General features: G+C 48.4%; 19 protein-coding genes. 11 read left to right on the top strand and 8 right to left on the bottom strand.

All coding sequences use genetic code 11. From position 1 onward, the window contains the following. Positions 1–37: 37 nt before the first annotated feature. The gene (locus OCC_RS01050; protein ID WP_004069704.1) at positions 38–2353 is read right to left on the bottom strand and encodes a DEAD/DEAH box helicase; all 2316 of its coding nucleotides are present in this window, start codon (positions 2351–2353) and stop codon (positions 38–40) included. Positions 2354–2442: 89 nt separating this feature from the next. Here OCC_RS01050 and OCC_RS01045 point away from each other — a divergent pair, with 89 nt between their 5' ends. After that, the gene (locus OCC_RS01045) at positions 2443–2805 is read left to right on the top strand and encodes a DUF134 domain-containing protein (RefSeq protein ID WP_004069703.1); all 363 of its coding nucleotides are present in this window, start codon (positions 2443–2445) and stop codon (positions 2803–2805) included. Here the strand turns inward: OCC_RS01045 and OCC_RS01040 are convergent. From OCC_RS01040 to OCC_RS01030, 3 genes are all read right to left on the bottom strand, one after another. Then, on the bottom strand, positions 2764–3672 hold the full coding sequence (locus OCC_RS01040; protein WP_238565068.1) for a radical SAM protein: 909 nt from the start codon (positions 3670–3672) through the stop codon (positions 2764–2766). The two genes, OCC_RS01045 and OCC_RS01040, sit on opposite strands and share 42 nt — an antisense overlap. 258 nt (positions 3673–3930) lie before the next feature. After that, on the bottom strand, positions 3931–4818 hold the full coding sequence (locus OCC_RS01035) for a nucleotide-binding protein (protein WP_004069699.1): 888 nt from the start codon (positions 4816–4818) through the stop codon (positions 3931–3933). A gap of 5 nt (positions 4819–4823) precedes the next feature. Next, on the bottom strand, positions 4824–5684 hold the full coding sequence (locus OCC_RS01030) for a nucleotide-binding protein (protein ID WP_004069697.1): 861 nt from the start codon (positions 5682–5684) through the stop codon (positions 4824–4826). A 290-nt stretch (positions 5685–5974) separates the two neighbouring features. On the opposite strand from OCC_RS01030, the gene OCC_RS01025 reads away from it, so the two are divergent. The 6 genes from OCC_RS01025 to OCC_RS12515 all read left to right on the top strand — a co-directional run bounded on the left by OCC_RS01025 (position 5975) and on the right by OCC_RS12515 (position 12369). Beyond that, positions 5975–6532 (top strand): NifB/NifX family molybdenum-iron cluster-binding protein, encoded by a 558-nt coding sequence (locus OCC_RS01025; RefSeq protein WP_004069695.1) that lies wholly within the window; start codon positions 5975–5977, stop codon positions 6530–6532. 295 nt (positions 6533–6827) lie between these two features. Next, a complete protein-coding gene (locus OCC_RS01020; RefSeq protein WP_023843715.1) occupies positions 6828–7238 on the top strand; it encodes a NifB/NifX family molybdenum-iron cluster-binding protein in 411 nt (136 codons plus the stop codon). Between the two features lie 62 nt (positions 7239–7300). Continuing rightward, positions 7301–8209, top strand: coding sequence for a hypothetical protein (locus tag OCC_RS01015; protein WP_004069691.1), 909 nt, complete (start codon positions 7301–7303; stop codon positions 8207–8209). Between the two features lie 79 nt (positions 8210–8288). Continuing rightward, positions 8289–9032 (top strand): MBL fold metallo-hydrolase, encoded by a 744-nt coding sequence (locus OCC_RS01010; RefSeq protein ID WP_084684290.1) that lies wholly within the window; start codon positions 8289–8291, stop codon positions 9030–9032. Positions 9033–9074: 42 nt separating this feature from the next. After that, on the top strand, positions 9075–9866 hold the full coding sequence (locus OCC_RS01005; RefSeq protein WP_004069687.1) for an SDR family oxidoreductase: 792 nt from the start codon (positions 9075–9077) through the stop codon (positions 9864–9866). A gap of 145 nt (positions 9867–10011) precedes the next feature. After that, positions 10012–12369 carry a hypothetical protein gene (locus OCC_RS12515; protein ID WP_004069685.1) on the top strand — a complete coding sequence of 786 codons (2358 nt, stop codon included), beginning with the start codon at positions 10012–10014 and terminating at the stop codon, positions 12367–12369. Between the two features lie 20 nt (positions 12370–12389). Here OCC_RS12515 and OCC_RS00995 read toward each other — a convergent pair whose 3' ends face one another. Beyond that, positions 12390–13244 carry a 4Fe-4S dicluster domain-containing protein gene (locus OCC_RS00995; RefSeq protein WP_238565067.1) on the bottom strand — a complete coding sequence of 285 codons (855 nt, stop codon included), beginning with the start codon at positions 13242–13244 and terminating at the stop codon, positions 12390–12392. 201 nt (positions 13245–13445) lie between these two features. On the opposite strand from OCC_RS00995, the gene OCC_RS00990 reads away from it, so the two are divergent. The 4 genes from OCC_RS00990 (at position 13446) to OCC_RS12745 (ending at position 15565) form a co-directional block, all read left to right on the top strand. Then, positions 13446–14219, top strand: a complete 774-nt coding sequence (locus OCC_RS00990) for a TrmB family transcriptional regulator (RefSeq protein ID WP_004069681.1) — start codon at positions 13446–13448, stop codon at positions 14217–14219. Positions 14220–14336: 117 nt separating this feature from the next. Then, the gene (locus tag OCC_RS00985; protein ID WP_004069680.1) at positions 14337–14528 is read left to right on the top strand and encodes a hypothetical protein; all 192 of its coding nucleotides are present in this window, start codon (positions 14337–14339) and stop codon (positions 14526–14528) included. Between the two features lie 75 nt (positions 14529–14603). Further along, a complete protein-coding gene (locus OCC_RS00980; protein ID WP_020953583.1) occupies positions 14604–15392 on the top strand; it encodes a hypothetical protein in 789 nt (262 codons plus the stop codon). Continuing rightward, positions 15389–15565 (top strand): hypothetical protein, encoded by a 177-nt coding sequence (locus tag OCC_RS12745; protein WP_020953582.1) that lies wholly within the window; start codon positions 15389–15391, stop codon positions 15563–15565. Before OCC_RS00980 ends, OCC_RS12745 begins: the two co-directional genes overlap by 4 nt. 82 nt (positions 15566–15647) lie before the next feature. Here OCC_RS12745 and OCC_RS12510 read toward each other — a convergent pair whose 3' ends face one another. From OCC_RS12510 to OCC_RS00970, 3 genes are read right to left on the bottom strand one after another with little or no spacing between them, the layout of a single operon-like run. After that, positions 15648–15809: a hypothetical protein gene (locus OCC_RS12510; protein ID WP_004069678.1), complete on the bottom strand. Its 162-nt coding sequence runs from the start codon at positions 15807–15809 to the stop codon at positions 15648–15650. 48 nt (positions 15810–15857) lie between these two features. Beyond that, positions 15858–16472 (bottom strand): hypothetical protein, encoded by a 615-nt coding sequence (locus OCC_RS00975; protein ID WP_004069677.1) that lies wholly within the window; start codon positions 16470–16472, stop codon positions 15858–15860. A gap of 5 nt (positions 16473–16477) precedes the next feature. Then, positions 16478–18100, bottom strand: a complete 1623-nt coding sequence (locus OCC_RS00970) for a hypothetical protein (protein WP_004069676.1) — start codon at positions 18098–18100, stop codon at positions 16478–16480. Positions 18101–18215 lie beyond the last annotated feature (115 nt).

The following is an 18215-nucleotide window of genomic DNA, read 5'->3' as shown; positions in this document are numbered from 1 at the left end:
TGTGATTTTTCTATTGGTTTAGATAATTTTGAAAATCTTATATATTTTTCTCTTCCTCCTCTTCGTATGGGGATGTTATGACTTTTCTTATCTCTCTGGCAATTTTTTCTCCAATTCCTTCCACCTGCATTAACTCGCTCTCTTTTGCCGTGAAAACCCTCTCCACGCTCCCGAAATGCTTGAGGAGTCTTCTCGCTAAGGTTGCCGACACATAGGGGAGCCCTTCAACGATTAGCCTCTGCCTTTCAGCCAATGTTAAGGCCTTCTTCTCACTTCTAACGGCTACTTCCTTCTTTCTCTCCTCCTGTTCACGCTTGGCGATGAGGTAAATGTAGCTGGCAACTTCACTCGAATCTTTAGCGAAAAGAACTGGGATCTCCCAGTCTACAGTTAAAGCAGCCAAAGCACCTCTAATAGCATTGGGGTGCACGTTCCTAATTCCGTAGAGCTCTCCTTCGATAATAATGACCGGTCTGGAATAGGCCTCTTTTAAACGCTTTGCCTGATCAAAAAGCCTACCATCTATTATTGACTGAATGAAATCATTAGCGGCTTTTCTCTCTATAGCCACGTCTTCACTCACTATATAGTCCCCAACGTCGAGGGTTCTAACTTCCAAATGAGCACCTAGTTCCTTTAGTATTTTTGGAACCTGGCTCTTGAGCTCGCGTGAATCAACATAAACTACAATCCCTTTCGGCTTTTTCACAAAAATGGGCTTTATAGGGAGCTTTTCATACACATCTTTCTCTGGCTCTTCCCTCTTTTCGACAACTTCCTCGGCTTTTTCCTCCTTCTCCTTCGGCTTTACAAAACCTAAGAGGGAGGCCTGTTTTTCTTTTTTAACCATATCCTCCACCTTCTTTAAGAGAGAGATCATCTGCTTCTCCTTATGACGGGAACTCCAGTAGTAAGCTTCGTCCCTCGTGCCCTTTGCCATTAATATAACAACTCTGCCTGGCCTGTGTCTCCCGGTTCTTCCCCTTCTCTGGATGCTCCTTATAGCAGAAGGCACAGGTTCGTAAAAGATAACCAAATCCACTTCGGGAACATCCAGACCTTCTTCGCCAACACTTGTGGCAACGAGAACGTTGAATTCTCCCTGAGAGAAGAGATCTAAAATCTGTTTTTGCTTCTTTTGGCTTAAGCCCTTGTCGTTTTCTTTATTTGCCTGTCCCACAAAACGCATGCTCTTTATTTGCTCTTGAAGGAGCTCTTTTACGATCTTTTTTGCAGTTTCCCTGTAGTTTGTGAAGACGATTATCTTTGAGGCGGGTTTCTTGCTCAATTGCTCTTTAATCAGCTCTTTCATCTTGTCTAACTTTGGATGGTCGATTCCCAATTCTTTTGCTTGGACGAGAAGGGCTATTGCCTTTTTCATTCTCTGATCCTGCATCAGCTCCTTCGTCGACTTTGTCTTTCCCCTCTTGGCCTCTTCATAGAGCTTCTTGAGGTAAGCCCTCAAGGCGGATAATCCTTGGGTTTCGAGAAGTTCTATTGCATGGTGGAGCTTCAGGGCTTTTGCTTGGTAAAACATGAGTTTTCCTACATCATAGTTGCCTTTTGCCATCTCGGCGTTTATTATCTGTCCCGCTTTGAGGATTTCTTTTTTCGGAACATCCGGAGAAGCGCTCTCGATAAGACCTGCCTCAGCCAAGGGCTTCAACGAATCTTTGAGCATTTCCCTTAGAATTTTTCTAACTTCCTTGTAAATCCCCGGCAGCTCTACTCTAACCCATTCAAACTTTATCCCTTGGACGTAGGGTTTAACATCGGGAGAATTCTCGGTTCTAACCTCAATGTGCTCTATGAAGAGGTTCTTAACAATCTCCTTAATCTTCGCCTCATCGCTTCCAGGAGAAGCTGTAAGACCCAAAATTAGGGGATGTTTTGCCTGTTTCATGTACTCTTTGGCTATGTAAACATAAGCATAGTTCCCCACCGCCCTATGGGCTTCATCAAAGACGAGCAGAACAACGTCTTCAAGGCTTATCCTCCCAACAACAAGGTCGTTTTCTATCGTTTGGGGGGTAGCGGTAATAATAATACTTTTCCTCCATATTTCCTCTCTTCTCTCTGGTTGGATCTCGCCAGTTAATGTGTTTATCTTCTCCTCTGGAAGATCAAAAAGTTTCAAAAAGCTTTCTCTATGTTGGAGGGCTAGGGGTTTTGTTGGTGCGAGCATCAGAACTTTCCCGCCGTATTTAGATAAGCGATAGTCAGCTATCATCTGGGCTATTAGAGTTTTCCCTAACCCAGTCGGCAGAACAACTAGGCTGTTTTTGTCTTTGCACTTCGCGTAGATTACTTCTTGATAAACCCTTGGCTGGATAAGGTCTTTCCGCAGATACATTAATCTATATTTTGGCAAGGAGGTTTATAAATACGCCGCCGCACAAAAACCTAAAAAGGGGAAACTCAAACTGTAGTTTAGGTGTTAAAATGCCACACGGGATGGGATGGAGAAGAGGAAGAAGACGAAAAATGCGATTTATAGGGTTTATCCCCGAGGTTAGGCATTTCTATCCAGCTAAGCCACCTTTTGGCCCTCCACAGCCTCCGATTTTCATGACCTACGAGGAGTTTGAGGCCTTAAGGCTGGTGGATTATGAAGGACTAACTCAAGAGGAAGCCGGGCAGAGAATGGGCGTCTCAAGGGGCACTGTGTGGAGGGCTCTAAGTTCTGCAAGAAAAAAGGTAGCCCAAATGCTTGTTGAGGGGAGAGAGCTAATAATCCTTGCCCAGGGAAATGAAATTCCCAGATCATCTCAGGAGCCAAAGGTTACCGATGAAGACTCGTTTTAGTCCTTCTCTTCTGGCGATTGTGTAAGCCCTTTCCATCTGTCTCTTACTGGTGGTTGGCACATCGTGCATTAGATGCTGCGGTGCAAATGCCAAGAGAACGTATGGTATGTCCGGATTCAGCTGAGCAAGGTACCTCGATATTCCACCAACCTCTTTCCCATCTATGTAATGGGGTACAACAAGGGTACTAACTACTAAAAGGGGAGGCTCCTTTCTCTCGTCCATTGCGACTATAATCCTTATGTTCTCCTTTATTCTCTGAAGGGCTTTCCTTCCGTTAACTCCCGTTAAAGCTTCGTAGATACTTGGGCTATATGCTTTCCAGTCAATCTTGACTATTCCCCCACTTTCAAGGCTTATTCTTGCCATTTCCCGCATTATGTTTGGATTTTCAAGCCCATTCGTTTCCCAGCAAATTCTTTTTATTGCTCCAACTTTCTCGGCTCGTTTGAGAATTTCTCTTGAAGCTTTTATTGCATAGGGAGAATGAGGCGTTGGATCTCCGCCAAAATAGCACACACATGATACTCTACTTCTCATTGCTATATCTGCTAGCTCCTTTGAGCTCATTACAACCCCTTCAAAGGGATCTATGCTCCCGTTTTTTATCATGTATTTGTGCTCTATGTTCTGGCAGAAAAGACAATCTAAGTTGCATCCGGCGAAGAAGACTGCTAGGTTGTAAAATCCCCTATGTTCTTTTTCTGGACAAACTGGTCTTGCGACACAGTTTGTTGGGTGAGGATCGAGATACCAATGGAGATATGCCTTATCAAAGCTTCCAGTTATGGGAACTAACTTTCCTTTCCTGTTCCACATTATCCCGCAGTAGCCGGAACTTCCCTCCGGAATTTTGCATTCGTTCACGCAAAGCAGGCATTGAATGCCTTCTCTCGGCACTTCTAGAGGCAAGCCTATGAGCCTACGCCATTTCCGGTGGGACTCCCTTGATATTTTTAGCGCTTCTTCCGGATTTTCTCGCAAGCAGTTAACGCAGACCCCAATTGATTCGCTAATTTCCTCAGATTTATATCCGCACAGCTTACACTTTCTCATACTAATCCTCATTACAACTCAACATTAATGAAGATTTCTGAAAGTGCCCAAAGATTAGAGAGAAGAGAGCTACTCTAAAATCTCCTCTTTAACGACTTCTGCTATTTCTTTGAGCGCTATAGAGGCTTTTGAATCCGGAAATGCCTCAACTACCGGCTTAAGCATTACCATGCTTTTTGGGATTGCTCTATCGTACGGTATCTCACCAATTATTGGTATGCCTTCCTCCTCGGCGAATTCATAAAGTCCCTTAAAGCTTGGATTCAGATCAGCTTTGTTTATTATAAGGTATGCTGGTTCTCTGAAGTGCTGGACAACCTTGTAAACCCTCTTCACGTCACTTAGCGAAGCGGGAGTTGGCTCTGCCACAAGGATCGCTACATCCGCCCCTCCGAGGCTTGCTATCACTTGGCATCCTATTCCGGCTGCCGAATCAACTATCATGTGTTCTATTCCTTTTTCCTTCATGATCCTTTTAGCCCACTCTTTTTCCTCCGTAACGAGCTTTCCGCTGTTTGGCCTTCCCACGTCGAGCTGGGCTGAAATTAGTGGGAAGCCGTATTTGGTTGTTGTTTTCCTAACTATGCCTGAACGTACTTCCTCTAAAGTGATTACCCCTTCCACAGGACATACGAGCTTGCAAACTCCACAACCTTCACAAGTTAGCTCATTAACCACGTAATTTCCATCAACAATCTTTATGCAGTCATAGGGGCATCTTTCAGCGCATATACCGCACCTTATGCAGGTGCTGGTGTTTATCTTTGCCACTTTTGCACCTATGAGCTCTTTTTCCTCTTCCCACATTTCAACCCCAAAGAGCAGGTCGAGGTTTGGAGCGTCGGCATCAGCATCAACTGCTATTAGTGAATATTCATCTTTGAGGAGGTATATGAGTGAAGCAGCTACGCTCGATTTTCCTACTCCACCCTTTCCACTCGCTATCGCGATCTGCATTTTAATCACCCCAAATAACTGGCTACCCTTTCGGCAAGGTCTTTGAAGATTTTAGCTTCCTTTTTATCGGTTAGGACTATAGGTTCTCCCCTAACATAGCTCTGGATAATAGCTTCGCTGTATGGGATTTCCCCAATTATCTCGGCGTTGTATTTCTGCACTATCTCTTCTACTCTCTTTTTCTCTCCAATATCAGCCTTATTGACAACAATCCAAGCCTCTATGCCCATTAATTTGGCGAGCTCAAGGATAAGGGTCAAGTCATGAAGACCCAACGGAGTAGGCTCTGTAACTGCTATGAGAAGCTTTGAATCTTCCAATGCCTTGGAAACAGTGTTGCTTGTTCCTGCTGCTGTGTCCACTAGCAAAAGCTCTTTGTTAAGGGTTTTCGCCCTCTTTTTTGCTGCGGTTACAATAGGCATTGCCCGCTCTTCTCCTTCGAGCAGTTTTCCGGTAACCAAATGGAACTGATAAGGTGTCTCGGTGAGGTAGGTGTGTCCCATAAGCTTCTCTCCTTCCAATATTGCTCCCGTAACTGGGCAGACTATCTCACAAGCCCTGCACCCAGAGCACAAGGTGGGCATTAAGAACGGTGTTCCATCTCTCATTGTGATTATTGCGTTTTCTTCACAAACTTCCGCACATTTTCTGCATTTTATGCACTTCGAATAATCAAAGCGCGGCATGAACATATGAACGGGTTCCTCATTCTGCAACTCAACTCCAAGGAGAATATGATCGTTTGGTGCCTCGACATCTAAATCTGCCAGAGCTAAGTCGAAATACTTCCGTAAGGCTATTGCAAGGTTAATGGCTACAGTTGATTTTCCTGTTCCTCCCTTACCTCCGCTCACTGCTATCTGCATTACCTCACCTCCACAGTTAGGAAACCTAAAACCTTAAAAGTTTTGTGCATATGCTATATTGGTGGTAAAAAATGAAGTGCCTAAAAGTAGTTTTCGGCATGGAAGATGCCCTAAAGGAATTTAGAATGAGCCAAAATTATTGTTGAAAACTTTGAAGAACTCTTAGAGGAAATTAAGAAAAGAAATCTGAAATAAAAACATAGTTATTGGCTGCTCAATCTCCCAATTAGGCTAACCGAAAGACTTTTAAGTTTTTGTGCATATGCTCATAATAGTAGGAGGTGAGGAACATGAAGATTGCAGTACCGAGTGCAAATGGTGGAGGATTGGAAGACAAAATTGCTCCTGTATTCGCAAGGGCACCAGTTTTCACAGTAGTTGATGTAGAAAATGGGGAGATAAAGAGCATAAAGGTGATTCAAAACCAAGCAGCATACGCTGGTGGTGGGGCAGGTCCAATAGCCGTGCAGACGTTGATAAATGAAGGAGTGGATACAATAATCGCCCCACAAATAGGCCCCAATGTCATGGGAGCCCTCCAAGCTGCAGGAATAACTTATTACCTCTTTCCTGCTGGAACTCCCATTAAGGAAGCTGTTGAAAAGGTAATTAAAGAGGGAATGCAGCAAACAGCACAACAAACTTATCTTCCAGCAGTTCCGGCAAATCCAGCCCCAGCTTATCTACCCTATGATTATGGATGGGGAGGAAGAGGCCGTGGCTTTGGCAAAGGATTTGGACGTGGATGGGGCAGAGGAAGAGGTTGGGGGGCAAAATTAGGTTATTGCCCTTGGACAGGAATACCAAATAGAAGAAACTGGCTTTCTAGGTATTTTGGCTGGTGGTGAACTCTTTCTTTTAAATTTTGGGAGCCATAGAATGGCACGCGGATTTGGAAGAAACTATCGAAGAAATTTGTTAAGTTGGCATTTTGGAAGCTTTTATAGGGTCTTAAACGTGTTTCTTCTAATTGGGATGTTATAACTCTTGGCTAAGCTCTTCCTAGTGGCATTAATCTATGCATTGGGCGTTTTGGTTATTTTTATCGTTAGAGGTCTTTTGAGGCCAAGGCTGGGCAGAATTTTTTTGATCTTATGCAAAATTTTTAAATTCGGCTTTCCTAATTTACCTGGAGGTGGTAGGATGAGGATAGCAGTTGCAACTGTAAACGGAGGTTTAGATGATTTTGTCAATCAGCACTTTGGGAGAACACCGACCTTTACGATAGTTGATATTGAAGGTGGGGAGATAAAGAATGTTAGAGTGGTTCCCAATCCGGGTGCAAGCGCTCCTAGAGGTGCTGGAGTTCAAGCAGCTCAGTTTTGCATAAACGAAGGGGTAGATGTTGTTATAGCTGGGCAATTTGGGCCGAATTCTGCCCAAGTACTTGAAGCTTCAGGTATAAAGTTCGTCTCGGCTCTCCCCACAATGAGGGTGGAAGAAGCAGTAAGGGCTTTTCTGAGAGGGGAGCTAACTCAGGCTTTATTTAGGTCAAAAGGAGGTGGAACGGGTCATGTAAGAGGCTTTGGAGGCAGAAGACAAGGGGGATGGTAATCCTTTAACTTCTAAGGGAAAGCCGTTTATACTTATTCCCCCTATTCTTTTTGGTGAACTCTATGAAGTACAGCAAACTTGCCATAAAGATTTTGGAGTACGAAGGAAAGGAGATATACTACGATCCGGTTTACCACGGCAGAACTCTAAAGGTTTTTGGCATCGATGATGACCCCACGAGAGTTATAGATTACATTGGAGACCAATTTCTCGAAAAGGAATACGGGCTGATTTTCTTTGACACAAGAGGAAAGTATCCTAAGGAGAAATTCGACACTATAATAGAAATGGAGGACAATAAGCCTACAGGCCTTGATCCTATAAAGATGGTTAAAAAAGGTCTCTTGAAGGACTTTTACACCGCATCAACGATAATTCAGACCATATACGGATTGGATCGCTCTCTTACCGATAAACTCTATGCCGATATTCTTGGGGGCAAAGTTAAAAGTGTAGCGGATGCAGCCAAGTCAAAGGAACAGTACGGAGAGGTTATAAGAGAAGTTTACACTTCCCTCGATGAGACCTTTTTTGAGGGAGAAGTTCCCAAGCTCGGCAAGAGCATTTTGGTTGACTTTGGAAAAACTTACAGCATAAGTACCGTGGGAATGGCGTTTCTAATCCTTGCGGCGGCTGTTAAAGATAGAAGGAGCACTTTAATAGGAATCGATGATGCGGCGGTTCTTTTCTACACAACCCCCGGAAGTGCAGCCATTCCTCTATTGACTCAACCCATGAGGGGGAGGGTTACAGTATTAGGCTCCAGATACGTTGCGGAAAATCTCCTTAACATACCGGGACCAACGCTAGTTCTTTACAACGATCCAGATCTGCAGAGCATGATTTATGAAGCTAATGGAGTGCCTCAAGGAGATATGAGAAAGCATGTTCTTAAAGGAGAAGGAGCATTTGTATGGAGGACAACCCAAACACTGGAAGTGGATTTTGGCAAGCTCCCCTTTGAGGGATGAATATGAGGATGGTAGTGCTATTTGAAAATCATGCAGGGTTTAAAAGGGCCTTCTCGGGGCCCATGGCTTTTCTCTTTTTGTGGAGCACAATGGGAGGAAGATTTTGGTGGATGCAGGTACGGATGGCACGATTTTGCTTCACAATATGGAAGCGCTCAATATATCTCCCAACGAGATTGATGCAGTATTCATTACTCACGGTCACTACGACCATACTGGGGGGCTTGAAAAGTTTTTAACAGCGAGAAAAGACTCCATAGTGGTTTATGCTCACCCCGATATATTTTTAAGAAGGGTGGCTCTAAAACCCAAGCGCAGGAAAATTGGAATTCCATTTTCACAGGAGCATCTAGAAAAACTCGGAGCCAACTTTATACTAAAGGAAAAACCAGTTAAGATTTTTGATGGGGTATACACAAGCGGTGAGATAGAGAGAACGACTTGGGATAGATCAGTTGGCCATGTCGTGGATGGGAGAAAGCTGATAAAAGACCCTCTAAAAGACGACATGTCACTGCTCGTTGAGCTTGGAGGCAAAATGGTCGTTATAACTGGCTGTGGCCATAGTGGAATTTTGAACATAGTGAGGCACTCAATAAAACTTATGAATAAGCCGATTTTTGCTCTGGTGGGTGGATTTCATCTAACTGGAGCCAAGAGAAATATTTTGGAAGATGCCATTAAAGGCATTAGCGCCCTTGGGGTTGAAAAACTTTATCCAGGGCACTGCACAGGATTTGATGGGATTTGCAGCTTTATGTCTGCTTTTGGAAGTAAAGTAGAACCTTTATACGTAGGAAAAGAGGTCAAATTTGTCCACTAACATTTTTATCCTCCTTTGAACCTATGTTTTATGGTGATGCTAATGTTGAGCATAGACCTTTCTGGAAGATTAGCGTTTACTACGGCCTCAAGCAAGGGCATAGGTTTCGGCGTTGCGAGGGTTCTGGCAAAGGCTGGAGCCGATGTAATACTCCTCTCCAGAAGCGAGGAGAACCTGAAGAGGGCAAAGGAGAATATCAGGGCCGAGAGCGATGTTGAGGTGAGCTACATTGTTGCAGACCTCACCAGGAGGGAAGACCTTGAGAGAACCGTAAAGGAGCTCAGAAACATTGGTGAGCCGGATATATTCTTCTTCTCCACCGGCGGGCCTAAGCCGGGCTACTTCATGGAGATGGACATGGAAGACTGGGAAGGGGCAGTTAAGCTTCTCCTCTATCCGGCTGTCTATCTCACGAAGGCGCTCGTTCCCGCTATGGAGCGGAAGGGCTTTGGAAGGATAGTTTACTCCACCAGTGTGGCAATAAAGGAGCCGATACCGAACATCGCCCTCAGCAACGTGGTCAGAATATCAATGGCCGGCCTCGTGAGAACGCTCGCGAAAGAGCTCGGGCCGAAGGGAATAACAGTCAACGGCATAATGCCCGGCATCATAAGGACGGACAGGATGATACAGCTCGCGAAGGACAGGGCAGCAAGGGAAGGAAAGACCGTTGAAGAGGCGCTCCAGGAGTACGCGAAGCCGATACCCCTTGGAAGGCTGGGAGAACCGGAGGAGATCGGCTACATCGTGGCTTTCTTAGCCAGCGACCTCGGGAGCTACATAAACGGCGCGATGATCCCCGTTGACGGCGGAAGGCTCAACTCGGTGTTCTGAAATGGTTGCTATGTTAAACCTTTCTTTTTACATTGGGTTCTATTTTTAAACGAAAGTATTTTATAGTTTGACAACTTACAATTTACTATAATCACATGGTTTTTTTGACAAATTTTGTCGCCGTGTGAAAAAGCTGGTGGAAAAAATGAAAGGTAGGTTTGCAGGCTTTGCCCTGCTTTTGAGTGTAGTGTTGCTTGGAGCTTTCATCTCTGGATGCATAAACCAAAGTGTTAGTACGGAAACTGTCAGCAGACCTGAGGAGACGGTAACAAAAACCGAAACCGAGACAAAAACTGAGACAGAAACAAAAACTGAAACCACTACAACAGACACCCATCCACCAACGGAAACTGAAACCAAGACAGAGACCGAAACACAAACAGAAACAACGACTGAAACACAGAGCCCAACCGAGACTCCGACGGAAACGCCATCGGAAACCTCCAAGGGGCTCTGGGGGAACATGACCGAGGAAGAGGTCGAGAAGTGGCTTGAAGAGATGGTGAGCATCATAGAGTTCTACAACAACGACATCGAGCACAGCAAGGAGCTTTTGAACAAGACCGGAGCCCAGCTGGACACCATGATGAACAGCCCCGGCATAGTGACCCCGGATGAGGAGTTTGCTTCGCTGATGGAGCTTGCCGAGGGAACGGACAACAAGACGCGGAAGCTCCAGTACCTGGTCAACGCCTCGCTCCTGAGGTTCAGGCAGGCGATAGCCATGAGGAACCTCGTTCTCACGGTCGCTGTGGAGAAAAGCTACTGGGAAGCTTTTAAGAGCGGCAAACCGATAGACGAGTACTACAGAAAGGAAAATGGCATGTTCACGGTCTTTGAGCCTCACTCCGACGTCCTCTCTGTTCAGAAGCTCGAGGCCAGGCAGATGGCCGAGATGACGAAGAAGATAATAGGCGACAGAGAAGTTGTAGGAGTCCATATACTCGTCCCCTCCGCCGATATGGGAGTCATTCTTGGAGAAGGGAGGAGGGACGTCGAGGCAAGGGCGGTTCCAAACCTCGTCCTCCCCAGGGATAAGCCAACGACGTTCAAGGTGATTACCCCGAGCGGCAAGGTGATTGTACGGGAGATTAAGAGGAAAAATAATATCGCTTCATTTCCCACAAACGAGCCGGTGAAGGTGGACTTTGAGATCGGGGGGATTTACACCATAGACGGCGTCAACGGGTGCGTCCTCATACCCGACCAGGAGCCCCCATTTGACATAATCCTCACCCCAGCCCCGCCCTTCAACTCGTGCCCTTACCCAACTGAGAGCACGTTCTTCGTCGTCGGCGACTACAAAGAGCCCACGGAACTCAGCGAGGAAGAAGTTGCAAAGATTTTGGGTCGGGAAAACTCAGGCAGGCCGGTCATAGGCATTCCGCCGGGGACGTACTCAATAGCCCCCAAGGACTTCAACATGGCGATAGTCATCGACCCGAGAACGGGGGAGGTCATCCACAGGGCGGACATGAGCGGTGGAGTCTTCGAGCTCCCGCCCCTCGATGGTGAGGCCGTTCTCTACATCCCCTACGCGAAAGGCGAGACGTGCAGGAGAATAGAGCCGAAGATATCGGACGACGGTGTCGTCATCATAGGCTTTGAGGCGGTTAGGAGCGACTGCGGCTACCCGCCGGACGACTGGCTCATCCCTGACCCAGAGAGCATGCTCATAGTGGAACCCGAAGAAGACAAGCCCTGGGACACTGAAATACCGCCGTACATCGTCTACCGCCAGCCGGAGGAGAGCTACCTTGAACCGGGCAACTACTCGGTAATAGCCGTAAACGTCACCGTAACCCCCGAAGCGGCTCTGATTGACGAGATAATCCCCGCAGGCGAACACCAGGGGAGCGGGACCATAGGTGTAGGTATAGGTAAAACGATAGAGGACCTCCTCAAGCCCTCACCAACGTTCCCTAACCCGGAGAGAACCTCGGGCAAGTTTGAGAACTCCCCGTGGGGCTATCCAATGAGGATGGGACAGGGAGGCAACACCACACCGATGTTCCCAGGGCCCTACAGCCCGTTCCTCCTGGGGGTCTACAACGACACCTACGGCTCACCAGGGCCATACAACCCGTTTGATGTCCCCCCGCTGATGGTAAACGACACCATAGGTTCACCCGGCCCCTACGACCCCTTGGGGCCATCAAGAGTTGGGCCAATAACCCTCGAGATAAAGATAGTCATCAAGCTCGGCAAGACTACGAGAATGGGCGCTGAAGAGCCGCGGGTTCTGATAATCTCAAGCGGGCCAAGGGACGCGAGTGGAAGGAGAATCTACCCCTACTACATACCCCACTTCTCCCTCGACAGGCTCATCATAGAGGTTCTGACCTTGAGGGAGCCAACGACGGGCGAGGAGAGCCAGGTGGCCTTTGTGAAGCTCATAGGAATCGACGGGAAGTTCGACCATAGAGCAGGAATATACAGGGCCAGCGTGGGAGTCCTCGACTGGCCGGGGATGACGATAAGCGAAGAGCAAAAGCACAAATGAAGATATGCGTTGAAGCCCTTTCATTTTCCAAGCTCTTTTTCTTTTTTAGTCATCTTCTCGTAGGCCCCCTTTATTTTCCCATAGCTACCCTTTGTGAACGTGCACTCCTTTACGCAGACAGAGCAGCCGAGGGTTCTTGAGAAGACTACGGCGCACTTTTTGTAGTCTATATGAACTTCCCGGCCGTTCTCCCTCTTTGGAGTTATGTAAATCGCCTGAGCCGGGCAGGCCCTAACGCACGCGTTGCAGCGGTCGCAGAAGTGAGGAATCCATTCATATTCCCAAACGCGCTCGTCGGTGTAGGGAAGCTCCAGATCTGTGTAAACGGCTCCTATCCTCACGCTCGGCCCGTTTTCTGAGGTTATCAAAAGCCCGTGCTTGCCTATGTGGCCAAGACCAGCTTTTTGTGCTAAAAGCGGAAAGTTCGTGCTCCCACCAACTGCCGGATCTGGTTGAGCGTTGTAGCCCCTCTCCCTCAAAAACTCCGCTATCCTGTAGGCCGCCCGGGTTAAGCGGTAATAGGTTCTCCACACCTCGATTCCGGCTCTAACGCTTGGTGCTTTTGCTATCTCCTTCTTCCTCATCTCGCCTATGAGAACTATCGCATTATCGAAGAGCACGGTTCTATTTGAGAAGACCAGCTCCGGAGTAAGCTTCGTGTAGCCGACCTTCAAAACGCCGAGCGATTTCGCATAGCTCTCAAGCTCCTTGAAGAACTTCTGCGGGGCGGTCTTCCTGCCTTTCCCAGGGTCCTTTCTTACGCTCGTCACGCATCTTCTCCCGTAGTAGGCAGTGCCCAGAAGATAGGGGAGAACGAGTGCCATCTTGAGGATATGGATTCCGGGCTTTCCATGTAACGCGACCACCTCGGGCACGAGAAGTCCTTCTGGGGAGTCCGGCGAGTTCTCAAAGGCCGGTTTAAGGGTCGTGTACTTCCTCACGTCCGGGAAGACCGCGTAGACGAACTTTCTCGCGAGCTTCGCCTTGAGGCTCATCTCACCACCGGATACCAATCGGGAAAAAGGAATAAAAGGATGTTGTAACTACTTGAGTTACATTATCTATTGGTGAGCGGTATGATCGATGAGAAGCTCGTTGAAAACCTCAAGCGTCTTGGTCTTAAGGACTATGAGGCTAGGGTTTACGCCGCTTTGGCGCTCCTCGGCCCCTCAAAGGCAAGCGAAGTGGCGAGGGAGAGCGGCGTTCCGAGGCCGAAGGTCTACGAGGTGCTGAAAGAGCTTCACAGGAAGGGCTTCGTTGACTTCAGCGAGGGGAAGCCTGCCTTCTTCCGCGCGGTGGAGCCGGAGAAGGTCATAGGTGCACTCAGGGACAAGTACATAAAGTCGGCCGAGGAGGCGATAATCTCCCTCAAAAGCGGTAGAAGACGGGAGGAGGAGTGGTATCCCGTGTGGTACTTCCAGGGGGAGTGGAACATCCGCGGGAAGGCCGAAGAGTTGATTAAAGGGGCACAAAGGGAGGTCATGGCGGCCTTTGTGGACAGGCGCTTTTCCAGGAAGCTGGCGAGGGCATTAAGGAACGCCAATGGGAGAGGGGCCGAGGTTACCGTGGTTCTCCTTGGAGGAAAGAGGCCGAAGTACCTTGAGGGGATGAGGGTTGAGTCGGTTGACCCGAGGAAGCTCCAGAGGAAGGAGGACCTCAGGGACATCTTCATCAACTCGATGTTTGAAGGTCCCTACGCCGTCAAAGCTCTGATCATCGTCGATTCCAGGGAGTCCCTCATGATATACGAGGAGAAGGGTGCACTAAAGGGCATCCTCGTGACCATTCCCTTCATCCCGACCTTCCAGAGGGCGGCGCTGCTTTACCTCATAAAGGAAAAGGGAACTTAAAGTTTCACACGAGTGCTTACCAAGAGCGTTTGATAGGAAGAAGCAAAAGTTTGCTTTCATAAGGTTCGAAACCCTAAAATACCTTAGAAGTGTAACGATGAATGGGGATGCTGTGATATGGTTCGTGGCATGATTCCCGATCAGACTACAATAAAGCGCTCTGAGATGCTTGCGAAGGAGAAGACCGAAAGATACCAACGCGAAGCTAGAGAAGTGAAGGATTACTCAAAGCTCGAAACCGCTATAGTCCTCCTGCTCGGGATAATCGCCATCGGCTTTGTAATATTCGTGCTGAGCCACTACCTCTGAATGGCATTGGCCAAGAAGCTTCGAAGCCATTTTTCTTATTTATTTTGATTCTCAGGCAGAGGGTGAGAACTCAAGATGAAACTGCCAAAGAGGTACGTCTTCTGGTTCATCATCGCTTCCCTTTCGGCGCTCTTCGGAGAGGTGGCTATCGGTGCCACTCTCTATCCGTTCTTCTCCCCATGGGGGATCCTCGTTATCCTGCCTCTATACGGCCTCCACACGCTCGTTCTGGCCTCTATAGTCTATCGCTTTGGGAGGCCGCGCTTCGAGACCCTCTATCTGGCGGGCGTTATCTTCGGCCTCTACGAGGCGTACATCACCAAGATAATCTGGAACCCAGACTGGGAGTCCCCGATTCAGGTGGGTGGAATCAGCATTCTCGAGCTTCTCGTTGTTGTGTTCTTCTGGCATCCCTTCATGTCCTTCATGATGGCCGTTGGGACTGCCGAACTGCTGACCTCAAGGAGAAAGCTACTTCCCGATTTCGTCTTAAAGCGGCCCCTTCTCTTTGCCATGATTCTTGGGGCCCTAGAGAGTTCAAATTCTCAATCACCGCTCCACTCCTTCCTGTCTCTAGCATCAACATTAACCGTAGTCCTCCTTCTCATATGGTGGTGGAGAAAGCAGTATGAAGGAGAAAACCTGGACGACCTCCTTCCCACGCTGAGAGAGCTAAGGGTTCTTATTCCCCTCCTTTTGGTCTATTACATTGCTCTCGGCCTGGGAATAAAGAGGGAATCAATACCGGGACTTGGGCCTCAGGCCTTCGTCTGGTTTCTCTACGCCCTTACGGGCTTCCTCCTCTATAGAGCGCTCAGAAAGTCGAAAGGGGTGGAAGGTGAGCAGACCGCCGCCCCCCGTTGAGAAAGCTGGTAGTGCTCTCGGTTGTCTGGATCGTCTCTGGAATCGCCTTCTCCACCCTGGAGCTTTTCATCCACGAGCTAAAGTTCCTGATAATCGCCCTTCTCTGGCTTTCTGGGGCAGTGGTTGGGCTTGTAAGCTTCTTCAGGGGTGCACGGTGGGCACTGGAGGAGTGAGACACCTTTTTTATGGACAAAAAGTCTTCTACTAGGACCTGTCGATTTCAAAGGCAAAATAAGGGAATTTCCTAAAACTGTCTCAAACATTGCCATCCTTAGAGAGGTTCCCTTTTAAGGCTCTCTCAACTTCAAGCTCGAAGAAGGCTTCCTCTGCCTTGAGGACTTTTATCACGGTCTCCCTGCTGAGCCCGGTTCTTGCCACTATGAAATCAACGAGCTCCCTGTTTATCCTATCCAGCACCGAACTCCCCCCATGGATTTGGAAAATAAAAGAGAGCGAAAGTCCAGACTACCTCCGCAGAGGCAAGTTTACGACGACGAGACCGATTATTGAGACTGCGGCGAGGGCTAAGTAGAGAGTTTTTCCACCATCAGACTTCTCCGGAAGCTCGTATTTGATGGCTCCTTCTTCAAAGCGGATGTTTTTCGCATCCTTTGGAACCTCTACAGTTATCGTCTCAACTAGCCTTCCCTCGCCTCCGAAGATGGGTTGCACTGCTGTCAGAACAACAACGTTGCCGTTGGTGCTTGATAGAGTTAGATCGCCTTCCCCTATCCTGTACTCCCAGTAGGAGCCTTTGTTTACGGCTGCTCCTAAGATCGTGTAGGTAGCCTTGAGCTGATTGTTTGAGTCGTCCCACTCGATCTGCATGTCCTTGTACTCTACATCCGCCCTCTTGTTCTCGAACTCCCTCTTCAGCATATAGGTCGTTGGATACGCCTGCTTCATCTGGAGGTAGAGGTTGGGGGTAAACTTCCAGGTTTCAGTCACGTGCGCGTTTCCGGCACCGTCAATGCTCACCTTCATCGTGCCGTCTATCTTGTACTCCTCGATCTTTATCTCGGCCGCCGCGAAGGGCAGGAAAATGAGTATGAGCAAAACGACCAGGGCTAACTTCCTCATCGCCATCACCCCACACGGAACGTGCTAACTATGTACTCCCCAAGCTGGTTGTATGCGTCGTAGTTGGCGCTGTTCTTATCTATGTCGTAGACGACGGCGAAGCCCATTCCTCCAGCGGTGAAGTACCTCGCCAGGGCCGCGTAGTCTCCGTAGTCTGACGAGAGCGAGTAGATGACCGTGTAAGCTGTAAGGCCAGCTATGCTTGATTGCGTTTCTTGCCTCGCCTTTATGGTTATGCCGGCTTCTCCCAGACTGCTCTCAAAGGCATAGATCATGTCCTCGACGCCCGCTCCCTGCGCATAAAGCACCATGAACTCGAACTCGCCATCGGGGCTTATCATGTAAACGTAGCCCCCGTAATCCTCTGGAGCATCCCAGTCTGCAGGGTAGCTGAACGAGAAGTAGACCCCGTTGTAGGTCGCCCAGTTCCCTCCAGTGTTTCCACCGTTGTTATTGTTGTTTCCGCCGTTATTGCCGCCTCCATTGCCATTGGTGTTTCCGCCACCGCCTCCCTGGTTAGCTCCTCCAAGGGTTATGCCCCACTTGCTCAGTACGTCGGCGGGAAGCTCGGGGAGCTCAGGCGGGACTATGCCCTGACTCTGGAGCTCGGCTATGTCGAGTATGAAGTGCGGCCCGCTCATTGCCTTCTGCCAAGTCTCTAATCCTACCTGCACCGCCTCCTGGAAGGAGACACCGCTGTTTATAGCGGTGGCTTCAATGGGGATTATCGCCCCGCTCGGGAGCTCGATAAGCGGGAAGGCGTGGCCGGGCATGAGGACGATGTAAGCCTTAAGCCCCTGGCTCATGGCCAACGAGGCGAACCAAAGTGCCAAATCAACGCACGTTCCGCTCTTGTCCCTTATTACGTCCCTCGGGAACATTATGTGCTCTGAAAACTTGCCTGTCCAGTAGCCTGTGCCCTCGGTCTTGTAGGAGAAGCCGTTCCTTAGGGCGAGCTCCCACATTCCGCTGAGGCTTTTAATAGCTTCATCATCGCTTAGGCTTGCTCCGGCTCCGCCGGCTAACTTATTGCCCATGTCTGCAAATTCTCTGACGACCGGGTCACTTGGGGTTACCCACGCCGCTAAGAGTTCAGCGTTGTTAAAGACGTCGTAGAAGCTCCCCGTGCTCTCTTCGGGCGAGAGTGATGAGAAGACGAAGTCGTTTACTCCGAGGATGCTGAGGCTTCTTGTCATGGTTTCCTCCCTCTCCTCGCCGTTAATCCTGTAGCGAATGGTTATGTGGAGGTTTATTGGAGTTGATGCTGTTAGCTTGGTAACTTCGCTTGAAAGGATCGGATAGTAGAGGTCAACTATCGTGCCGTTCGGTACGAGAACCGGGTAGTTCTTCTCGCTCTGTGTTGCGTATCTGTCTATCGAGTAGGTTATCCTGATGTCGGTGATGTCGCCTTTCCCAGTATTCCTCAGAACGACTTTTGCCACCCAGAAACCGAGCTTTGGGTTCCCGTAAACCTTGTAGGCGCCGCTCATGATCTGATCCTTGCTGTAAACTTTGTACTCCAGTTTTCCAGAGCCCCCTTTTCCAAAGGCTCCCGCGTAGCCCGCCAGCGAAAAGACCAGAATGCCGGCGAGGATTATCGACAGTATAATCTTTGGACTAACCCCCATGGCCATCCCTCATATTGGAGAGCGCTTCCAATGTACTTACGTTGTAGGTTTGACGAAAACACTCAAACCCAAAGTAAGTCTTATTAGGATTGAAGGCCAATAACAACGATGAAAG

Source organism: Thermococcus litoralis DSM 5473 (assembly GCF_000246985.2).
Taxonomy (GTDB): Archaea; Methanobacteriota_B; Thermococci; order Thermococcales; family Thermococcaceae; genus Thermococcus_A; species Thermococcus_A litoralis.
The sequence above is the reverse complement of the archived record's forward strand: the minus strand, read 5'-3'. Positions and strand labels throughout refer to the sequence as shown.

What these genes read in the sequence shown, in the direction of transcription:
- OCC_RS01050 (WP_004069704.1), bottom strand. Translation starts at nt 2,353, where the DNA reads ATGTATCTGCGGAAAGACCTTATCCAGCCAAGGGTTTATCAAGAAGTA.
- OCC_RS01045 (WP_004069703.1), top strand. Translation starts at nt 2,443, where the DNA reads ATGCCACACGGGATGGGATGGAGAAGAGGAAGAAGACGAAAAATGCGA.
- OCC_RS01035 (WP_004069699.1), bottom strand. Translation starts at nt 4,818, where the DNA reads ATGCAGATCGCGATAGCGAGTGGAAAGGGTGGAGTAGGAAAATCGAGC.
- OCC_RS01030 (WP_004069697.1), bottom strand. Translation starts at nt 5,684, where the DNA reads ATGCAGATAGCAGTGAGCGGAGGTAAGGGAGGAACAGGAAAATCAACT.
- OCC_RS01025 (WP_004069695.1), top strand. Translation starts at nt 5,975, where the DNA reads ATGAAGATTGCAGTACCGAGTGCAAATGGTGGAGGATTGGAAGACAAA.
- OCC_RS01020 (WP_023843715.1), top strand. Translation starts at nt 6,828, where the DNA reads ATGAGGATAGCAGTTGCAACTGTAAACGGAGGTTTAGATGATTTTGTC.
- OCC_RS01015 (WP_004069691.1), top strand. Translation starts at nt 7,301, where the DNA reads ATGAAGTACAGCAAACTTGCCATAAAGATTTTGGAGTACGAAGGAAAG.
- OCC_RS01005 (WP_004069687.1), top strand. Translation starts at nt 9,075, where the DNA reads ATGTTGAGCATAGACCTTTCTGGAAGATTAGCGTTTACTACGGCCTCA.
- OCC_RS12515 (WP_004069685.1), top strand. Translation starts at nt 10,012, where the DNA reads ATGAAAGGTAGGTTTGCAGGCTTTGCCCTGCTTTTGAGTGTAGTGTTG.
- OCC_RS00990 (WP_004069681.1), top strand. Translation starts at nt 13,446, where the DNA reads ATGATCGATGAGAAGCTCGTTGAAAACCTCAAGCGTCTTGGTCTTAAG.
- OCC_RS00985 (WP_004069680.1), top strand. Translation starts at nt 14,337, where the DNA reads ATGGTTCGTGGCATGATTCCCGATCAGACTACAATAAAGCGCTCTGAG.
- OCC_RS00980 (WP_020953583.1), top strand. Translation starts at nt 14,604, where the DNA reads ATGAAACTGCCAAAGAGGTACGTCTTCTGGTTCATCATCGCTTCCCTT.
- OCC_RS00975 (WP_004069677.1), bottom strand. Translation starts at nt 16,472, where the DNA reads ATGAGGAAGTTAGCCCTGGTCGTTTTGCTCATACTCATTTTCCTGCCC.
- OCC_RS00970 (WP_004069676.1), bottom strand. Translation starts at nt 18,100, where the DNA reads ATGGGGGTTAGTCCAAAGATTATACTGTCGATAATCCTCGCCGGCATT.